18 protein-coding genes and 1 riboswitch are annotated in these 16,765 nt (G+C 37.3%); of the genes, 14 read left to right on the plus strand and 4 right to left on the minus strand.

The window, feature by feature from the left end; genetic code table 11:
- The first annotated feature begins 122 nt into the window (after positions 1 to 122).
- The 8 genes from dinG to BM012_RS05540 all read left to right on the plus strand — a co-directional run bounded on the left by dinG (position 123) and on the right by BM012_RS05540 (position 8,459).
- Entirely contained in the window at positions 123 to 2,903 is a 2,781-nt protein-coding gene (gene dinG, locus BM012_RS05505) for an ATP-dependent DNA helicase DinG (protein ID WP_061803579.1), read from the plus strand.
- Positions 2,904 to 3,090: 187 nt separating this feature from the next.
- On the plus strand, positions 3,091 to 3,261 hold the full coding sequence (locus BM012_RS05510; protein WP_019393039.1) for a YpmA family protein: 171 nt from the start codon (positions 3,091 to 3,093) through the stop codon (positions 3,259 to 3,261).
- A gap of 10 nt (positions 3,262 to 3,271) precedes the next feature.
- The gene (locus BM012_RS05515; RefSeq protein WP_061803580.1) at positions 3,272 to 3,763 is read left to right on the plus strand and encodes a cell wall elongation regulator TseB-like domain-containing protein; all 492 of its coding nucleotides are present in this window, start codon (positions 3,272 to 3,274) and stop codon (positions 3,761 to 3,763) included.
- A 33-nt stretch (positions 3,764 to 3,796) separates the two neighbouring features.
- Complete coding sequence (locus BM012_RS05520) at positions 3,797 to 4,981, plus strand: pyridoxal phosphate-dependent aminotransferase (protein WP_061803581.1); 1,185 nt, start codon at positions 3,797 to 3,799, stop codon at positions 4,979 to 4,981.
- Positions 4,982 to 5,133: 152 nt separating this feature from the next.
- Complete coding sequence (asnS, locus tag BM012_RS05525) at positions 5,134 to 6,426, plus strand: asparagine--tRNA ligase (RefSeq protein WP_040058505.1); 1,293 nt, start codon at positions 5,134 to 5,136, stop codon at positions 6,424 to 6,426.
- 135 nt (positions 6,427 to 6,561) lie between these two features.
- Positions 6,562 to 7,266, plus strand: coding sequence for a DnaD domain-containing protein (locus BM012_RS05530; protein WP_061803582.1), 705 nt, complete (start codon positions 6,562 to 6,564; stop codon positions 7,264 to 7,266).
- Positions 7,267 to 7,332: 66 nt separating this feature from the next.
- Positions 7,333 to 7,986, plus strand: coding sequence for an endonuclease III (gene nth, locus BM012_RS05535; RefSeq protein ID WP_061803583.1), 654 nt, complete (start codon positions 7,333 to 7,335; stop codon positions 7,984 to 7,986).
- Positions 7,983 to 8,459, plus strand: coding sequence for a YpoC family protein (locus tag BM012_RS05540; protein WP_061803584.1), 477 nt, complete (start codon positions 7,983 to 7,985; stop codon positions 8,457 to 8,459). The genes nth and BM012_RS05540 overlap by 4 nt, the downstream gene beginning before the upstream one ends.
- A gap of 28 nt (positions 8,460 to 8,487) precedes the next feature.
- Here BM012_RS05540 and BM012_RS05545 read toward each other — a convergent pair whose 3' ends face one another.
- Together BM012_RS05545 and recU are read right to left on the minus strand one after the other, a co-directional pair.
- On the minus strand, positions 8,488 to 11,280 hold the full coding sequence (locus tag BM012_RS05545) for a transglycosylase domain-containing protein (RefSeq protein WP_064504967.1): 2,793 nt from the start codon (positions 11,278 to 11,280) through the stop codon (positions 8,488 to 8,490).
- Positions 11,281 to 11,396: 116 nt separating this feature from the next.
- Positions 11,397 to 11,993, minus strand: a complete 597-nt coding sequence (gene recU / locus BM012_RS05550) for a Holliday junction resolvase RecU (RefSeq protein WP_061803585.1) — start codon at positions 11,991 to 11,993, stop codon at positions 11,397 to 11,399.
- A 125-nt stretch (positions 11,994 to 12,118) separates the two neighbouring features.
- Here recU and BM012_RS05555 point away from each other — a divergent pair, with 125 nt between their 5' ends.
- Positions 12,119 to 13,081, plus strand: a complete 963-nt coding sequence (locus BM012_RS05555) for a DUF2515 family protein (protein ID WP_061803586.1) — start codon at positions 12,119 to 12,121, stop codon at positions 13,079 to 13,081.
- A 42-nt stretch (positions 13,082 to 13,123) separates the two neighbouring features.
- Here the strand turns inward: BM012_RS05555 and BM012_RS26295 are convergent, their stop codons facing one another.
- Positions 13,124 to 13,282 (minus strand): hypothetical protein, encoded by a 159-nt coding sequence (locus BM012_RS26295; RefSeq protein WP_161939292.1) that lies wholly within the window; start codon positions 13,280 to 13,282, stop codon positions 13,124 to 13,126.
- 182 nt (positions 13,283 to 13,464) lie between these two features.
- On the opposite strand from BM012_RS26295, the gene BM012_RS05560 reads away from it, so the two are divergent.
- Positions 13,465 to 13,710, plus strand: coding sequence for a hypothetical protein (locus BM012_RS05560; protein ID WP_061803587.1), 246 nt, complete (start codon positions 13,465 to 13,467; stop codon positions 13,708 to 13,710).
- Between the two features lie 50 nt (positions 13,711 to 13,760).
- Positions 13,761 to 14,120, plus strand: a complete 360-nt coding sequence (locus BM012_RS05565) for a DUF1798 family protein (RefSeq protein WP_019393051.1) — start codon at positions 13,761 to 13,763, stop codon at positions 14,118 to 14,120.
- 67 nt (positions 14,121 to 14,187) lie between these two features.
- Here the strand turns inward: BM012_RS05565 and yppF are convergent, their stop codons facing one another.
- A complete protein-coding gene (gene yppF, locus BM012_RS05570) occupies positions 14,188 to 14,370 on the minus strand; it encodes a YppF family protein (protein ID WP_061803588.1) in 183 nt (60 codons plus the stop codon).
- 173 nt (positions 14,371 to 14,543) lie between these two features.
- Between yppF and BM012_RS05575 the strand changes: the two genes are divergently transcribed.
- The 3 genes from BM012_RS05575 (at position 14,544) to BM012_RS05585 (ending at position 16,117) form a co-directional block, all read left to right on the plus strand.
- Positions 14,544 to 14,915 (plus strand): YppG family protein, encoded by a 372-nt coding sequence (locus BM012_RS05575; protein WP_061803589.1) that lies wholly within the window; start codon positions 14,544 to 14,546, stop codon positions 14,913 to 14,915.
- A 154-nt stretch (positions 14,916 to 15,069) separates the two neighbouring features.
- A complete protein-coding gene (locus BM012_RS05580) occupies positions 15,070 to 15,363 on the plus strand; it encodes a DUF3817 domain-containing protein (protein ID WP_061803590.1) in 294 nt (97 codons plus the stop codon).
- Between the two features lie 118 nt (positions 15,364 to 15,481).
- Positions 15,482 to 16,117 (plus strand): RIO1 family regulatory kinase/ATPase domain-containing protein, encoded by a 636-nt coding sequence (locus tag BM012_RS05585; RefSeq protein WP_061803591.1) that lies wholly within the window; start codon positions 15,482 to 15,484, stop codon positions 16,115 to 16,117.
- 491 nt (positions 16,118 to 16,608) lie between these two features.
- A riboswitch (SAM riboswitch) is annotated at positions 16,609 to 16,718 on the plus strand.
- Positions 16,719 to 16,765 lie beyond the last annotated feature (47 nt).

Below are 16,765 nucleotides of genomic sequence, written 5' to 3' on the forward strand. Positions count from 1 at the left end.
GTTGTTTTAACAAAGATAAACTTAAAGCAACATAGAGAAGAGGGTGTCTAAAAGATGGTGACACTCTTTTTATATTTACATAGAGAAATGTTAGTTATGGAACAATAGAGGTGGACTTTACAATGAGTAATCAGTACGTTGTGCTTGATTTAGAGACAACAGGACATAACCCTAAAAACGGAGATCGCATTATCCAAGTTGCGGCTCTGCTCATGGCGGATGGAGAAGTGCTTGCTCGGTTTTCAACTTTTGTAAACCCAAAAGCTGAAATTCCGACGTTCATTGAGCAGCTTACGCATATTAATAACGAAATGGTGCAACATGCACCAACGTTTGAAGAGATTGCTTCCTCGCTTGTTGAGTTTATTGGGGATGCTTATTTTGTAGCGCACAACGTTCACTTTGATTTTTCTTTCTTGAATCAAGAATTACAAAGAATTGGTTTTAGGCCATTAACAAATAAGCTAATTGATACAGTGGAACTTTCACGTATTTTACTTCCAACAAATGAAGGATACAAGCTTCAGCAGCTTTCAACTCACTTTAATATGGAACACGATAATCCACATCAAGCAGATAGTGATGCAGAAGCAACAGGTGACTTGCTTTTGTTGCTCCTCGATAAAATTAAGGAGCTTCCTAAAGAAACGCTAACATGGCTTTCTCGTTTTGCCCCTTCCTATAAAAGCGCTATTGGTGAGCTTTTCAATCAGGGATTGAAAGAAGCTGTGCGTGCACAAGAGCGAGAAGAACTTGAAATTATTCAAGATTTGCCAATTAAAAAAGCAGTTGTAAAAAATGTCGATAACGATACGGATCTATCATATGAAACTTTTTATAAGAAGCGAGAAGAGCTTTTTAAAGGAGTGCTGAAGAAGTATGAATCACGTAGTGCTCAATGGTCGATGATGGAAACCGTATACGAAGCGCTCACAACGAGCCAGCATGCCATAATTGAAGCAGGAACAGGAACAGGTAAGACGTTAGCTTATCTTATTCCAGCTATTTTTGTGGCTAAAGAAAAAAAGCAGCCTGTTGTTGTTTCAACACATACAGTGAATTTACAGCAACAGCTTATCGACCAAAATGCTCCGCTTCTTGAAGAACTTGTTTCATTTCCTGTTTCTGTTACTCTTTTGAAAGGGCGCCATCATTACTTGAATGTTAGAAAGTTTCTTAGCTTTTTACCTAAAAAAGAAAGTAACTATGATATTGTGCTTGCTAAGTCAGCTATTGTAGTGTGGTTGACTATGACAACTACAGGGGACATTGATGAGCTGAATTTGCCTTCTGGCGGAAAGCTTTTTTGGGAACAAATTAATGATGAACAGCCGCTCCCTATAGATTTTCAAGAACCATGGCAGAGGTTCTCATTTTATGAACGAGCTCAAAACAGAGCAAAAGATTCCGACATTATCGTAACAAATCATCGTTTATTGCTTTTGGATGTGATGAGAAAGCAAAAATTTCTTCCTCAATATGATAGTGTAATTATCGACGAAGCTCATCATTTAGAAGAAATTGCGAGTGAGCAGCTTGGCACACAGCTTGACTATTTTCAAATTCATCATCTTCTTTTAAAGATCGGCACAAATGATACGGAAGGGTATTTAAAAGATGTTGGTGAGTATATGACAGGAAGAAAGTCGCGGTTTATTAAACTTGACGGGAATGTTAGACAAGTGCGAGCTGAAATGGACGATTTATTTCGTCTTATTCATCGCTATGTAAGAAGAAGCATGCAGCATGAACAAGCGACAACGAGAGTTCGTAAACGATATGAAGTAGAAAAAGCTCCATCCGCGATTAAAGAATCTTGTTTAAGGACGCTTTTCTTGTTGGAGGATTTTGAGAGAATTTATCTTATCTTTAAACAAGAAGGAGAAAAACAGCAGTGGGATCCCGTAAGTAAACAGTATGAAAAATGGCATAATTTGATTGCATGCTGTGAAGCGCTTTTGCTTATTCGAGATAAATTACATACTCTTCTTCTATCAGAAAAAGAAGGGGAAGTGTGTTGGGTTGAAATTGAAGCAAAAGGAGCGGCAAATGCTGCTTTTTTATACAATCAACCAGCAGATGTAAGTGAAGCGCTTGCTGATCTATTTTTCACGCATAAAAAGAGCGTTGTATTAACATCTGCCACATTAACAATTAAAGAAGCCTTTGATTATACAATTGAGAGACTTGGTTTATATGATTTTCAACCTTTGCAGTTGAAGGTAGAATCTCCTTTTCATTATAAAGAGCAGGCTCGACTTTTTATTCCAGATGATCTTCCTGCCGTTAATGAAACGGATCTTGATGATTATTGTCTTTCTCTTGCTCATTCCATCTTGCAAGTTGCGCGGGTGACAAATGGGAAAATGCTTGTTTTATTTACGTCATATGAAATGTTGAAAAAAACATTTCACTATACAAAAGACTTAGATTTTGAAGAACGTTTTATGGTTTTTGGACAAGGAATTTCAACAAGAAATCGAACGAGACTTGTCAAAGACTTTGTACAGTTTGATCAATCTATTCTCTTTGGAACAAGCAGCTTTTGGGAAGGTGTGGATATTCCAGGAGAAGCTCTCTCATGTCTTGCTATCGTACGTCTTCCTTTTGCACCTCCACACGACCCAGTTGTCGCGGCTAAAATGGATCGAATAAAGAAGCTAGGGCGAAATGCTTTTACAGAGCAAGCCCTTCCAGATGCGATTATCCGATTTAAACAAGGATTTGGTCGTCTTATCCGCACGAAGAGAGATAAAGGAGCAATCGTGATTTTTGATCGACGGATTATAGAATCACCGTATGGAAAACAGTTTATTAAATCTATCCCAGAAGTGGATGTTGTATACAAGCCATTTGATGAAATGATAGAAGGACTTGAGGAATGGTGGGATCCTTCAGAATAAAAAAAGCAGCTACTTTATCATAGCTGCTTTTCTTCCCTGTGTGTGGCAGGAGTTTTGTTGTGATGTTGTCGTAAAATCTAGGTTGAACTGTTATAATATTGCTTAAAGTCATGATCTTTATGGCTATAATATGTGCGCCAATCGTACAAAATATGCTGGCAATTTTTTTGATAGGAGCGAAATGAATATGGAAACGAAAATTGAAGTATTATCAACAGTAACTGTAGAGAATTCTTCAGACCTTTATAAAGTGGTGGATACGTTGAATCGAACGTTAAAGCGTCAAGATTTAATGTTTGGACTAGCTTTAGATGAAGAAGACAAAGAAAAAGCTGTATTTACAATTTATAGGACTTGAGTGATTTGAAATGAGAAAATGGTTTATTATCGGTGGTAGTATTATTGTTGCTCTTTTTGTATGGCTTTGTGCAGATATTTATCACAGTTCAATTAGCGCAGAGAAAGTGGACAAAGGCGACATTTCTATTTTAACGAAACAGTATAAATTAAAAAACGTTGAGCCAATTTCGACCTACTATGGAAAGAAAACATATTACATTGCAAGTGGAGAAAATGAAAAAGGTGAAAACGTAATTGCATGGGTTCCTGAAAAAGCAAAAAAAGGTGACGTTATAGTTCGAAAAAAAGAGGATATTATCTCTAAGGAACAAGTAGAAAGTATTGTAAAGCAAGATCGAAATCCACAAGAAATTAAATCCATTCGCTTAGCTGTAAGCCCTAATGGAAAAACGCCGCTTTGGGAAGTAACGTATACAGACGATGAAAATCGCCTAACCTATTATTATGTCACGACAGGAAGCGGAGACTTTTATCGTCGCTATAGCTTAACGAGCAGCTAAGGTGCTTATGGTTACTACATAAGGGGGAGCGGTATGTTAGCTAATCGCGTTTCATCTTTAACGCCGTCCGCAACGCTTGCAATTACGGCAAAGGCAAGAGAGCTTAGAGAAGAAGGATATGATGTAATCGGTCTTGGAGCTGGGGAACCTGACTTTAATACCCCTCATAATATTTTAGAACAAGCTAAAAAAGCAATGGAGCAAGGCTATACTAAATACACACCATCAGGTGGATTACTTTCTTTGAAAAAGGCCGTCTCTGCAAAGTTTGAACGAGATCAAAACCTTCATTACGATGCTTCTGAAATTATTATATGTACGGGGGCAAAGCATGCTCTTTATACGCTTTTTCAAGCAGTGTTAAATGAAGGAGATGAAGTGCTTATCCCCACTCCGTACTGGGTAAGTTATCCCGAGCAAGTGAAGCTTGCTGGTGGAGCACCTGTCTTTATCAAAACATACGAAGAAAATGAGTTTAAAATTACTATTTCTTCTCTTCAAGCAGCTGTTACAAGCAATACAAAAGCTATTGTGTTAAATTCACCGAGCAATCCAACAGGAATGATTTATACAAGAGAAGAACTTGAAATGATTGGGAAGTTCTGTGTGCAACATAACATTCTTATCATTTCAGATGAGATTTATGAAAAGCTTGTATATGATAAATATCGTCATGTTTCAATTGCAGAGCTGTCAGAAGATATAAAGAAACAGACCATCATCATTAATGGAGTATCAAAGTCACATGCAATGACAGGCTGGAGAATTGGCTATGCTGCGGGAGATAAACAGATTATCAAAGCAATGACAAGCTTAGCTAGCCATAGTACTTCAAATCCAACTTCAATTGCGCAATATGCAGCTATTGAGGCATACAATGGAGATCAAAGTGTCGTAGAAGAAATGAGAGTGGCGTTTCAAAAACGTTTAAACATTATCTACGAAGAGTTAATAAAAACTCCAGGAATTACATGTCTGAAACCGCATGGTGCTTTTTATCTGTTTCCAAATGTATCAAAAGCAGCAAATCTTGCAGGATATGATACAGTTGATAAATGGGTGGAAGGACTTTTAGACGAAGCAAAAGTAGCGCTTGTTCCAGGCTCTGGATTTGGAGCGCCTCATAACGCAAGACTTTCCTATGCAACATCACTTGATGAACTTGGTCGGGCGGTGGAACGGATAAGGAATTTTATGAAGAATCGGATGAACGCCTAGCGATGAAAAAAGAGCTGTAAAAAAAGGGATACTTTTACGGCTCTTGTACTTGTTGAAAGTGGACGTTATAATAGAAAGCGTGCGCGCATGAAACGGGCGCTTTAAACGTGTTTAAAAAAAGATACATATTGAATGACTTGGAGGCTAAAATGGTGAAGGTAACAATCTCACAAGTAAGTAACTATATTGATCAAGAAGTCACAATTGGAGCGTGGCTTGCAAATAAACGTTCAAGCGGAAAAATCGCTTTCTTACAACTTCGCGATGGGACAGGATTTATGCAAGGCGTTGTTGTGAAAGCAGAAGTTGGAGAAGATGTTTTTAAAGTAGCAAAATCAACAACACAGGAATCTTCTCTTTATGTGACAGGAATTGTAAAGAAAGATGAGCGTTCTCCATTTGGATATGAGCTTTCTGTTACAGGGTTAGAAGTAATTCATGAAGCAGTAGACTATCCAATTACACCAAAAGAGCATGGAACAGAGTTTCTAATGGATCATCGTCATCTTTGGATTCGCTCTCGTAAGCAACATGCGGTGCTAAAAATTCGTAATGAAATTATCCGTGCCACATATGAATTTTTTAACAAAAATGATTTCACAAAAATTGATCCACCAATCTTAACAGGAAGTGCTCCTGAAGGAACATCAGAGCTTTTCCATACAAAATATTTCGAAGAAGATGCATACCTTTCTCAAAGTGGACAGCTTTACATGGAAGCTGCTGCAATGGCATTTGGTAAAGTATTTTCGTTTGGACCAACATTCCGTGCAGAGAAGTCTAAAACACGCCGTCATCTAATTGAGTTTTGGATGATTGAGCCTGAAATGGCATTTTATCAATTTGAGGACAGCTTAAAGGTTCAGGAACAATATGTTGAACATATTGCGCAAGCAGTGCTAGCAAACTGCAAGCTTGAACTTAAAACGCTTGATAGAGATGTATCAAAACTGGAAAACATTAAAGCTCCATTCCCACGCATTACGTATGATGATGCCATTACATTCTTAAAAGAGCAAGGATTTGATGATATTGAATGGGGAGATGATTTCGGATCACCACATGAAACAGCTATTGCTAATAGCTATGATAAGCCTGTTTTCATTACACACTATCCAACATCATTAAAACCATTCTACATGCAGCCAGATCCAGAGCGTGAGGAAGTTGTTCTTTGTGCAGATTTGATTGCTCCAGAAGGTTATGGCGAAATTATCGGTGGTTCAGAACGTATTCATGATGTTGACTTATTAGATCAGCGTGTAGAAGAACACGGTCTTGAGCCAGAAGCATACAAATGGTACTTAGAGCTTCGTAAATATGGTTCTGTACCTCACTCTGGATTTGGATTAGGTCTTGAACGTACTGTAGCTTGGTTGAGCGGTACAGAACACGTTCGTGAGAGCATTCCATTCCCACGTTTATTAAATCGTTTATATCCTTAATAAGAAAGAGAAAAAGGTGTTTAAAAAGCCATTAAGCTTTTTAAACACCTTTCTCTAGCTTTTCTAGCTTAGGTAATAATTGAAGTTCTATTTACTCTTTACAACATGATATACTAATAAAAAGAGGTGTTCGCAATGGATAGAGAGAGGGTAGTAGAGTGGTTAGAAGGGGGAAGCGTTTCTATTCCAAAAGTTTTGCTCAAGCACTATGCGGACATTGGACTTAATGAAATTGAATTTTTGACGCTGCTACACATCCATGAATCGATTGGAAGCGGCAATCCCTTCCCAACCCCAATTGAAATTTCCAACCGCATGAGTATTGACGGAACAGCTTGCTCAGAAGTTTTACGAAGTTTAATGAAGAGAGGCTTCTTGGCAATTGAGCAGCAAGACGTTTCTATGATGATCTGTGAAAAGTACTCTTTACGACCTCTATGGCAAAAGCTTGCTTCCCTTATGTTTGAAACAGTTCACGAAGAAGAACAACAACAGAGAGAACAGTCGGAGACAGACCTTTACACAATGTTTGAAAAAGAATTTGGTCGTCCGCTATCACCTTTTGAATGTGAAACATTATCGATGTGGATTGACCAAGACGACCATGAGCCAGTTATTATTAAGGCCGCTCTCCGTGAAGCTGTTATGAGCGGGAAACTAAACTTTCGTTATATTGACCGCATTCTTTTTGAATGGAAGAAGAACGGTGTAAAAACAATTGAACAGGCTAGAAATCAAAGCCGAAAGTTTAGACAACATCAGCAGCCAAAGCAAGGAGTAAGTTCTAATGAAGGAACGCGCAAAACGACGATTCCCTTTTTTAATTGGTTAGAGCAGTAGAAGAAAACGGGAGGGTTCTCTCGTTTTCTTTTTTTTGATAAGAAAGAATAAAGGAGAACAAAAAGAATGTTAACTCTAAAAGAAATTCGCTACTGTTTGGATCAAATGGCTGAGATGTTTCCTGATGCTCACTGTGAGCTCAATCATCGTAATCCATTTGATTTAACGATTGCTGTAGTGCTTTCTGCACAATGTACAGATGCCCTAGTTAATAAAGTAACAACCCATTTGTTTGAGAAATATCATGAACCACAAGATTATGTGAACGTAACAGAAGAAGAATTACAGCAAGATATTCGTTCTATTGGTCTTTACCGTAATAAGGCTAAAAACATCCGAAAACTTTGTGAATTATTAATAAAGGAACATAACGGAGAAATTCCAAAAACGAGAGAGGAGCTTGAAAAGCTTCCTGGAGTAGGACGTAAAACAGCTAATGTCGTTCTATCAGTGGCTTTTGGTGTGCCTGCTCTAGCTGTTGATACACATGTTGAAAGAGTTTCAAAGAGACTTGCTATCTGTCGGTGGAAAGACTCTGTTTTAGAAGTGGAAAAAACACTAATGAGAAAAGTACCTAAAGATGAATGGTCTGTTACACATCATCGCTTAATTTTTTTCGGGCGCTATCATTGTAAAGCACAAGCCCCAAAATGCGAGGTTTGTCCACTTCTTGAGCTTTGTCGAGAAGGAAAGAAAAGAATGAAGAGTAAAAAAGCATGAAAAGCATAATGGTGCCACAAAGCTTTATTCATCCGCTTTTTTATCAAGAGGGGGATGTTGTTTCCTCCAAAAGTGACTTGTTTTATTATGATATGATGGCTCTTTTGAATGAAAGAGAAGAACGTCCGTGGGAAAGGGGGAGCGAGACTCCTTTTAAAGTGTTTCAAAATGAAAAGGAAGAGATGAGAGACCTGTTTCGGCAGCGAAAAAAAGAAGACGTTAAAGAACTTATGAAAAGTTCGATTGGTCAATTTATTACGTTTCTTTTCTGGATGAATCATTCACCAATTCCCGGTTTTCAAAACTTCTCAGATCATGTAGCTTCTTTAAAAATCAAACCGTTCAATGTTACAGAGCGCCTTTTCTTTATTATGCAAAAGCCAAATCAGTATGTATCTTATATGCAGCTTGATGAGCTCTTTACAGAAGCTAATAAACAAGCAAAAGTAAATGCCATTATAAAAAGAAAATAGCCGATCCTTTTAAAAGGATCGGCTATTTTTATTGAGCAGTTTCAGGCTGAGTTGGTGTTGTTGGTGTTTCAGTTCCCTCATCAGGCTGTGTCGGGGGTGTCGTACCTTGACCCTCATCAGTGTCTGGAGTTGTTGGTGTTTCAGTAGTGCCACCGGTTCCATCATCAGTTCCATCATCATTCCCATTGTTTCCACTAGGTGGAGTCGTTGGCTGAGTTGGTGTTGGCTGCTCGTTATTTTGTTCATCATTTGTATTATCATTGTTGTTCTCATCATCACTTCCGCTATCATCTTCGGAAGGTTGTTCATCTTCAGGACGCGTACCTTGCTGATCATCCTGATTATTATCATCCGTTTCTTCGTCAGTTCCTGCTGAACCATCTCCAGTTCCTATACGAAGGGATGTTGAAGCACCGTCGCTCTCATCACCTGAACTATTGACCGCTACAACGGTGAAGGTATAGTTACCGTTAGGAGAGGAGGCTTCAAACGTAGCTGAAGTGCCGTTTGTTGTTGTAGATGAACCTGCTTGACCATCTACCGTTGAAGAGACTCTAAAGGAAACACCGTCTGTATTTCCACTATAATTCCAATTCAACACAATTTGATTGGAAGCTTTGTTGTACGAAGCGCTAAGACCTGATGGTTTCTTAACGTTACTGTCTTCTTTTTTCTCTTCTTTTTCTTCTTCTTCTTTTTCCTTTTCTTCTGCTTTTTTCTCATATGTTTTTGATACTTTAGAAGGCTCTGTACCTTTTACGAAAAGCTCTGTTACCTTTGCACTGTCAGGCGTATATTTGCTTGCCAGGCGACCTGGGTTTGCTGAGCCTTTTTCAACCGTTACTTCAGATACTGAGCTTGGTTTCTTAAAGTCCTCATCTTTTACATCTTCAGAAACGTGAGTCATTACTTTACTGAAGATTTGCTTTGCCATGCCAAGCTCTTGGCTTGTATCCATGTAGTACTTTCCTTTTTCAATGGACTCATATCCTGTCCAGACGGCAATCGTATAGTTTGGACTATATCCAACAAACCATGCGTCAGGTGAGGCACTTGATGGAATATTGTACTTTTCACGGTCTTCTTTACTAAAGTTTGTTGTACCCGTTTTTCCTGCAACCGTTGCATTTGGAACAGAAACAGCTTTACCCGTCCCTTTTTTCACAACGTCTTTTAACATATCTGTCACCATATATGCGGTGTAATCATGCATAACAGAGTCAGATTCAGGAGATAAATTCATAACGTTTCCGTCAGGGAATTCAACTTTTGTTACCGTATGTGGTGTATTGTACACACCGTTATTACCAAATGCGCTATATGCTCCAGCCATTTGTGTTGGAGTTACTCCGCCACTAAAGCCACCGATTGAGTAAGCTTCGGTAATAGGATCTGGTAGATTTAAACCAAGATCTGTTCCAAACTCACGAGCTTTATCTGCTCCGACAGCTTGGAATGTTTTGAGCGCTGGAATGTTGTATGATTGTTCAAGCGCTTTTCGAATTGACACGTTACCATGATAGTTGCCGCCATAGTTTCCGATATGCGTGCCATCTGAATACTCATACGGTTCGTCTTTTAGCTGATGGTATGTGGACCATTTTAAATTTTCAACAGCAGGTCCATAATCTAAAATTGGTTTAATGGTTGATCCTGGTTGGCGATTGACTCCTGTTGCAAAACTTAAGCCACGCGCAACCCGATTACGTCCCGCACCAACGGCACGTATCGCTCCCGTTTTAGTATCTACAACAGTAAATCCTGCTTGAAACTTGTCATCAGGCCAGTTGACCATGTTGTCTGTTGATAAAAGTTCATCAACGTAATCTTGTGCATCTGTGTCAAGCGTTGTATGAATTTTAAGACCAGCAGAATAGACGTCTACATCTGTTTTTTGTTTTACTTCTTTTACGACTTCATCAATAAAAGTCGTATATTCTCCATCTGTCTCTTCCTGTTCGTCAATCGGAATTAAACTTTTTGTAACAGGCACTTGTTTAGCTTTTTCTACTTCTTCTTTTGAAGCAAAGCCGTGTTTAGCCATTAAGTTTAATACTGTGTTTCGACGCTTTTCAGCACGATCAGGATGTGTATAAGGATCATACGCTCCTGGAGCTTGTGGAAGACCAGCAAGAAGGGCAGCTTCCTCAAGCGTAAGCTCGTCTAAGTCTTTTCCAAAGAAGAACTCAGCGGCTTTCTTGACTCCGAACACTTGAGAGCGCGCATAGTCAATTTTATTTAAGTACATAGCTAAGATTTCTTCTTTTGAATATTTACGTTCAAGTTGAAGAGCTAGCCACATTTCCTGTACTTTTCGAGTGACGGTTTTTTCAGGAGTAAGAACAGACATTTTAATAACCTGTTGGGTAATTGTACTTGCTCCTTCAGCTCCAAATCCACTTGTTACGTTCGCAACAGCCGCTCCACCGATTCGGTAAAAGTCAATACCGCTATGTTTATAAAAGCGCACATCTTCTGTTGCAATAAAAGCATTCTTAACCTTATCTGGAATCTCGTCATATGTAACAAGCTCTCGCTTCTCACCGCCGAGTTCCGTTATTTCTTTGCCGTTCTTGTCTAGAATAACTGAGGAAACAGGATCAGTTAATTTTGCATCGTCAAGCTCTGGAGCGGTGCTTGCGATATAAGCAAACGTTCCTACCCCAATCACGAAACAAATAACGCCAAGTAGAAGAATAATAGCTAGTACGCGTTTAAAAAGGCTCTTTTTTCCTTTATCGCCTTTTTGTTTTCCTCTTCCTCGCTTTGAATTTTCCTTTTGTTTTCTTCGCTGTTCGCGAGAAGTATATTGATCAGACATTTTCATTCCTACCTTTCAACGAATTGAAAAGAGAATCAACCACTATAATCATACCTATTGATAAAAGAAAGTCAATAATTAACTTAACATAAAAGGGGAATATTAAGAAGCTAAATTTAAAAATAAAGCTCGTCAACAACCTTTAAATAGGGGATTCTAGGCTGAAATCCAAGTTCAATTAGGTGTCCATCTTGTTCAATACTTTTTTTCGGAATGGACTTTCTCCCGCCTTTTTTCATGTCGTCCCACCATTTTAGAAGATGATATGCTTCATACAAGTATACTTCTTCCAAAGAAGAGAACATTAAAATAACGAAACAAATGCCATTTTGTTTCACAACATTGCTCATATGTTCAATTTGGTGATCATGAAAGTTTTGAAGTGGGAAAGACGTTTTGTTTTTTGTTTCTTTGGCTTCAAAATCTAAATATTTTCCTTTGTAAACGCCGTTGTAGTCCGTTGTTGAAGCTTGTTTAAAGTAAGCTTCTTTAATAACTGCAGCACTTCTTTTCGGATAGTTTACGTTTACAATTTGGATGGGCGTTGGCTTTTTGTGAACAACAGCAATGCTACGGTCTAAATAATAGCTGTTTGTTTCATTTAAATCATCTTCAAGCGTCATCCCACGATTGCTGTAAATATGATTTCCTTTTTGCTTAGTATGGTTTATCTCTGCCTTCTGATACGCGCGACCGTTTGGATATCGAATCATGAATGATTTCCCCCCTTTAAATTTAACGCCCCACAAAAAAATATATTATATATCATAACAAAAATCATAAGTCCATAGTTACAAAAATATGAAAAAGGTCGTTTGTTAGAAAGGAGAGAATAGGGATGAACGAGCAGGAGATTGTTGATTATATTATAAAAGAAACGGAAAAAGCAAACATAGACAACATCTCAAGAACAGAGGCGTACTATGCATATTTTAAACGACATAAAGAAATAGAATGGGCTTTCCTTGCAAGTATGGTGTCCCGCAATGCAGGATGGAATATGTGTGATTTAGAAGGAGCGTATTTTTCTTTTGCTTTGAAGAAAAATCTAAGAAAACGTCTTTTTTTAACATATGAGCGTGCCAATTGGCTCATTTTCAAAGATGCATATCCACAGCTTTTACTTTATGAATTATCAAAAAAGAAGAAGAAATCGCTTTTTTCATTGCTTTCTAAGTTCGATGTTCATTCTTTTATGGAAGAAGAGTGGACTCGTTTTTGGGAGGAAGGAAAGAAAAAAAGGCTCGTTCATGCGCTCGTTGTGAATGAACAGCATATTATCCAACAACCTGTTATTTCTCATCCTGTTTATCAGAAAAGAGTGTTTTCTCGTCCTTTTTTCAAACTTCAAGAAATGTTGCATTTTAGCTCTGTTCTATTTCCAACAATACAAGGAGAGCTTTATGGTCTTTCTGTATATAATTTTTTAAAAGTTGAAGAGCGCATTGAACTAGGGGTAAAGCTTTCAGAACTTCTTTTTCACAGAGAGCTTTTTACTTTATTTGATGATTTTGCTTCTTCAACTCCTCATACAGGATCTCGTTATGATTATGAACAATACTTTAGAGAAAGAGGAAAAATAGCCACTCCGCATCTTCGTTCCACATTTAGGCCTGTTGCTCATCATGAGACGCAGAGAGATAAATGGGTTGAAAGCAAAGAAAAGCTTGAAAGATGGCTAGTAGATACGCCTCTTGTTGAAATTGTGAACATTACAAGATGGTATAAAAAGAAACAAAGGACGCTTCACTTCTATATGTTAGTAGAAGGAAAAATGAAGGAGATAATAAAGTGGAAATAAAAAAGGACGCCAACATTATGTTGGTGTCCTTTTTTTATGATATTAAGTTGAAGGACGATTTGGTCCATCTTGTTTTTTGCTCATCTCTGTTGAATTTCCTGCATCCATTTGTTGATCTGCAAGGTTTTGAGCAGCGTTATGTTGTTTTTGAAGTGTTTGTTCAGTGCTGTCATTTGTGTTGTTTTCGAAACGTTCTTTCATTGATATCCACCTCCAATCGTTAGTATGGTCGATTATCTGAAAATCATACATTTTAGAAAATGTCGAATAACAGTTAAAAAGAAGATTTATTTAGCGAATCAAAACTAGTTTTGTCAGCGAGAAAGGGAGGAAAGAAAAAAGAAAGAATACATAGAAGAACATAGCGTAGAGGAGGAAGACAAATGAATAAAAAATGGGTTCGTAAAAGCGAGCTTTTAGGTCTTTTGGATCAGGCGATTGTAGGTTTAGACGAAACTGAAAAAGAGCTAGGAAGACGAGTAAGCGAAAAAGCGAAAGAACAGCCCACTGCGTCAGAAGAAATGCTGTCTTCAATCAAAGCCTCTCTTTTAGAAATCGAAAAAGCAGTTGATGAACTAAAATATGTAAAAAAGTCTGAATATCGCATTGCTATCGCAGAACCAATTTAATGTTACAACTTTTTATTTCCATGTTACAATAACCTCTTAGAGGTGATTTGATGTCCAACGTTTATAAGCTTACTGAAAAGCTTCTATCTTATAACGAAGAAGCTTCTAATAGATTAAAGGTTGTAAAAGCGAAAGAACAATCAGCAGATTTTTATGAGGAAGTAAAGCCATATGCTGAAACGTTTTTTTCATTGCTTGACGAATGGGAAAAAGCCGTAAGAAAATGGATTCTAGAGACGAAACCAAAATATGTTCATTTTACTCAAGTTGATGCAGCAACTGAGAATTTACACAATGTTATTTTGCAATCGTTTCATAAAGATACAAGAGCTAAACAATTTAGCAAAATGTATATATCAAATAAGTATTTTCTAGAATCTATTTTAGCAGAAAAAGAAAAAGGAGCTTGATAAAAGCTCCTTTTTGTAGGGAATATAAAAAAAGAGAGCGCTTACTTTATTAAGCGCTCTCTTAGTATTAAGGAAAAGTTAAATTAGTTGCTCCATCTTGTTCAAGTGCATACATCACTTTCTTGTACTCGCTAAGACTCAATTCCCCTTTTAAATACTTGCGTCTAGCAAAATCGAGTAGCTGATCGTGATTTTCTGGTTCACATTGTTTTACGTCAACAAAACGGTTACGAAGTGTTTCAACTGTCATTTTAAACTCCCCCTTACCCCTTTTTTATAGTTTAACACAATAATCGGCAAGTTCCTTTTGTTCAAAAAATTTAGAATTCCGACAAAAAATGACAAAAAACGATAAATTCTGTATTCACGTCTTCCTAGGCTATTTACATAGTATAAGAATGAAAAAGAGAGGGGGAAGAACGGATGAGAAGAGTTCATCAGTACAGATATGCACCTATTCAAAATTACGGAAATCCCTATTTGTATCAGAGTCATCCATATGTAAGTAACGCTCAATTTGTAGATATTCCTTATGCTCCTAACATGTACAATCAACATATAACAACCAGTGGATACATGCCACAGCAAAATATGTATGAACAAGGTCAGCCTCACTATTATCCTAAGCAGTGGATGCAAACCAAAGGTCAGCCACCCCAAATTTTAGCACAGTTTAAGAACAGCGATGGCACGTATAATATGGATAAAATGATGAATACAGCAGGTCAAATGATGAACGCTGTTAACCAGCTATCAACGGTTTTTAAAGGTGTTACGTCAATTTTTAAAGTATAGGAAGAAGCCGGGAGTTCCCGGCTTCTTAATGTCATGAAACTGTCACAGGAACAAGGTGATAAAAGATTTGTAACTTTGGTATACTAAAAACGTAAGCACATAAAAAATGAATTTGGACATACATAAATAAAAACAATACAAAGGAGACGATAATATGAAGAACTCTCCACTCGGTGGAATGAGGTTTGTAGGACTTATTGAAGGGCTTTCTCTCTTAGCTCTTTTAGGAATTGCAATGCCGCTTAAGTATATGGCAAACATCCCTGAAGTTGTAACAGTTGTTGGTTCTATTCATGGGGGATTGTTTGTTTTATATATTTTAATGGTTGGTTATGTCACGATGAAAGTACGTTGGTCATATAAATGGATAGTAAGTGCTTTGTTAGCATCTGTTATTCCATTTGGTAATTTTATTTTAGATACAAAGCTACGCAAGTTCTCAGCTTAAAAAAGTCATCTCAAAAGAGCTTTTACCAAAGGTAAGAGCTCTTTTTTTTAGAAGCATATTATTATGGAAAGTGTGAAATTTGTAGTATGTTTGAAAAAAGAGTGAAGGGGGAAAAAATGTGAGGAAAGCTTCAGAACTCGTAGAGGAAGTTAAGTTCCAAAAAAAAGGCTCTTCATATTCTCTTATTCACCTGCCAAGAGAATTAAAAGTAATAGGAACAGGGAGAAGTGCCTGGGCTTTTAAAGTGAAAAATGAAAATAAAGTGATTAAACTATTTTTTCCTTCTTTTGATCACTTAGCGCAAAAAGAGGGAGAAGTGTATGAAAAATTATCACATTCTGTCACTTTCCCTGAAATATATGAAGTTGGGCCAAACTATATTGTAATGGAATATATTAAAGGGAAAACGTTTTATCAATGTTTAACAACAGGTGTGAGAATTCCTACAAAAGCAATTGAAGAGGTTGAAAAAGGACTTGCTTTTGCACGCTCGAAAGGATTAAATCCTTCAGATATTCATTTACACAATCTTATTCTAACGCAGGAGAAAGAAGTTCGTATTATTGATGTTGTACGCTATACCCAGAAGAAAACATGTTATCAGTGGCGCGATTTAGCACGAGCTTATCGCTATTTTTATCAAAAATCTTATTTCCCAAAAAAGTTTCCAAAATGGTTTTTAGAAGCAATTGCTTATTTATATAAATACTGCAAACGTCTTAGTCAGTATCGAAATAATAAGGAGCTGAAATGATCATGGGAAGATTGAGCAAAATTATAAGATTACTGAAGAATCCTAAAGTCCAAAGAGCTATTAAAAAAGGTGTTCCAATTGTGAAAAAAGAGCTTCAAAAGCGTAAAAAGAGATAGAAAGGAACAAACTCACAAGATTAGATGTTCCTACGTTTGTCTATAATGATAAAAATAAGATAGAGGAGGAATAAGGCAATGGACTTTCCTTTATATGAGGCAACCAAAAGCGTAGCAGAATACAATGAACTAGTGAGTGAAAGATTAAGAAGGTGGGACTGTACTGTGTACTCCATCACCGCTTTTTTATATGAGTAAACAGCAGAGACATTCGTTTCTGCTGTTTTTTTAATAAACCCTTAAAACAAAAAAAAGTAGAAAACACTTCTAAATAGTGTGTATATTTAACCTTTTTAGAAAACTTCGTTGACAAACACTCCTATTTTTACTAAAGTAAGATTAATTACTTAAAAAAATCAATGAATTATAAATTTACTCTTATCCAGAGTGGCGGAGGGACTGGCCCGATGAAGCCCGGCAACCATCAAGTAATATACTTGAACGGTGCCAATTCCTGTAGAACAAATTGTTCTTACAGATGAGAGATTTCGGATTAGCCGCTCTTTCATTTGTAAAGAGTGGCTTTTTTATA

Source organism: Priestia endophytica DSM 13796 (assembly GCF_900115845.1).
In the GTDB taxonomy this organism is placed as follows: Bacteria; Bacillota; Bacilli; order Bacillales; family Bacillaceae_H; genus Bacillus_I; species Bacillus_I endophytica.